Annotated in this window: 2 protein-coding genes; both read right to left on the bottom strand. The window is 57.2% G+C overall.

Annotated elements, in window-relative coordinates; all coding sequences use genetic code 11:
* A partial coding sequence (locus NW863_RS09000) for a PhoX family protein (protein ID WP_414365870.1) occupies positions 1-1538 on the bottom strand: 1538 nt, incomplete at its 3' end.
* Positions 1539-1767: 229 nt separating this feature from the next.
* Positions 1768-2308: DUF2079 domain-containing protein (locus tag NW863_RS08995; RefSeq protein WP_414365869.1), on the bottom strand; the 541-nt coding region annotated here is incomplete at its 5' end.

Raw genomic sequence — 2308 nt, 5'->3', positions numbered from 1 at the left:
CCCCACTGGTTTTTGGGACGAGGGTTGGCGGCATTCACCTGGTCTTGTTCCCGCTTGCTGTTGTTGGTTAGGGTGAAGTAGACCATACGAGTCTTGGGATCCACTGCTCCCCATTCGGGCCGATCCATCTTGGTGGCGCCGACGAAGTCTGCCGCGGTGCGGGTGTTCACCAGTACATCCGCCTGGCTGGTGAAGCCATTCTCGGGGGTGAGGCCGTTTTGCCCAAACAGCAGCGGGATCCACTCCCCTGTGCCGTCTTCGTTGAACTTGGCCACATACAGCGTGCCGTTGTCCAGCAGGTGGCCGCCTGCCGTCTCCTTGCGGTAGGGCTCCGCCGAGACGTACTTGTAGATGTACTCAAAGCGGGCATCGTCCCCCATGTAGAGCACAATCGGCTGTCCTTCCACCGGCGGCTGGAACACCACGCCCTCATGGGCAAAGCGGCCCAGAGCTGTGCGCTTCTTAGGCCTGCTGCTGGGATCAAAGGGATCGATCTCCACCACCCAGCCAAAGGTGTTGGGCTCGTTGCGGTAGTCCTGGGTGGCATCGGCAGCGGTGGGGGTGGCGTTGAAGCGGATGAACTCGTCGGCCTTGTTGCTAGCCAGCTCCCAGCCGTAGCGGGAGGTCTCGGTGCTCACGCCATAGCGCTTGTGTTCGCGGGGCAGGTTGGGCTTTTGATCCGGCCCTTTGCTGGTGTTAACGAAGTAGCCGGCCCAATTCTCCTCGCAGGTGAGGTAGGTGTTCCAGGGAGTAACCCCGTGGGCGCAGTTGTTTAAGGTGCCCCGTGTCATCGTGCCATCGGGGCTGAACTTGGTCTTGACGAAGTCAGACCCCCGTACCGGGCCCTGGATCTCCATGAGGGTGAGGCCGGTGATGCGGCGGTTGAGGCGATCCCGCACCACAGTCCAGTTACCGTCCGCCTCCCGCTTGATGTGGACAATGCTCACCCCGTGGGCGTTCAGCTCCTTGAGCACCTGGTCGGGATCGCGGCTACCGTCGGGGTTGACCGGATACCCCTCATCGTTGAGCTGTTGTCCTTTGGCGGCGGCATGCATAAAGCGCGGCTCCACGTACTCGTGGTTGATCACCAACAGGCCCTCGGTGGAGCTGCCCTGCCAGGGATCCTTCCCCTCAATGGGGAAGAAGTGCATACCGTCGTGGTGGCTGCCCACCTGCATCCCCTGCTCGGCGCCGGTGTTCTCCAGCTTAAACTCAGGGTAGGTGCCGGTGATGGGGATACCCCAGGCCAGCAGCGGTCGGGCAGTGTAGCCTTCCGGCACCACCACTTTGTCTTCTGCGCTCACGGGGATTGCCTTGAAACCCAGCAAGGCACTGCCGCTGGCCGCTTTGGCCGACTTACTGGCGTTGTTGAGCGCCGGCAGGCCAAAAAAGGTGGCCACTGCTGCGGCAATGCCCCCCTGCAACACTTGGCGCCGCTGCAGGCGGGCTTCTAGGATGCTGCTAAAGGTGGGGTTGGGCGAATGATTGCACAGAGGCTCGTCCCCATGACGAAGCCTAGAACCCTGCGGATTATTCACGTTGAGTTCTCCCCTTCTCTTGTCTTGTCGATTCCCTGCGTTACTGACTTCACGCATTGGGATAGGCGCTCCAAAACTAGTACCTAGAAGTTAAGAAGAGGCCAAGACTAGGTTAAGCTTCATCGATATGAAGAATTTCTTTAGGTTGAGCTAATGATTTCTTAACAAATTGTTGAACTACAGGGAATTTTGCTTTCTGATCTTTGTCTTTGACTTGTTCCGGCTAGGCTTAGGGTTCTTGTCGTATCCTAGAGAACAAATACACCCCATCGCGATGGTAGAGAAGCTGAAACGAGGTTTCTTTTTGTAAAGCGGCAAGCAGGGTTTGGGAGAACTCTGGGCTGCTGCGCCACCCCGGATGGCGACTGTTAAGCAAAACGTAGTCAAAGGGATCCCATTGTTGGGGGGGAGATCCCTTGAAGTGGCTCTCATCAGTAAAGTAGATAACTTGCCGGTGGGTGAGGTGGGGGCTAATCTCGTGGGTGGTAAGGACACCCCCTTGGGTGGTGATGTGGGCAAGGGCCTCGCGAGTGGCCTGCCAAGTGTCAAGAGACTGAAGATAGATGGAGCCGAAAAAGGGGTATTTTGCCAGGGCTAAAAAAGCCAGCAAAGACCAGGCTAGCGCTGCTTTTCTGCTTTTGACGGGGCAAAACCAAAAGGGGACTGCTTTCGCGTTTTCGATAACAGCTAGAAAGAGAAAAGGAACAACAGGTAATGCATACTGATGCACCAGATCCCGATAAGCAGGATTGCTAGAAAGTATATTCAGC

The organism is Synechococcus sp. B60.1 (genome assembly GCF_047462555.1).
Taxonomy (GTDB): domain Bacteria; phylum Cyanobacteriota; class Cyanobacteriia; order Thermostichales; family Thermostichaceae; genus Thermostichus.
This window is presented reverse-complemented; position numbering and strand designations above follow the sequence as displayed.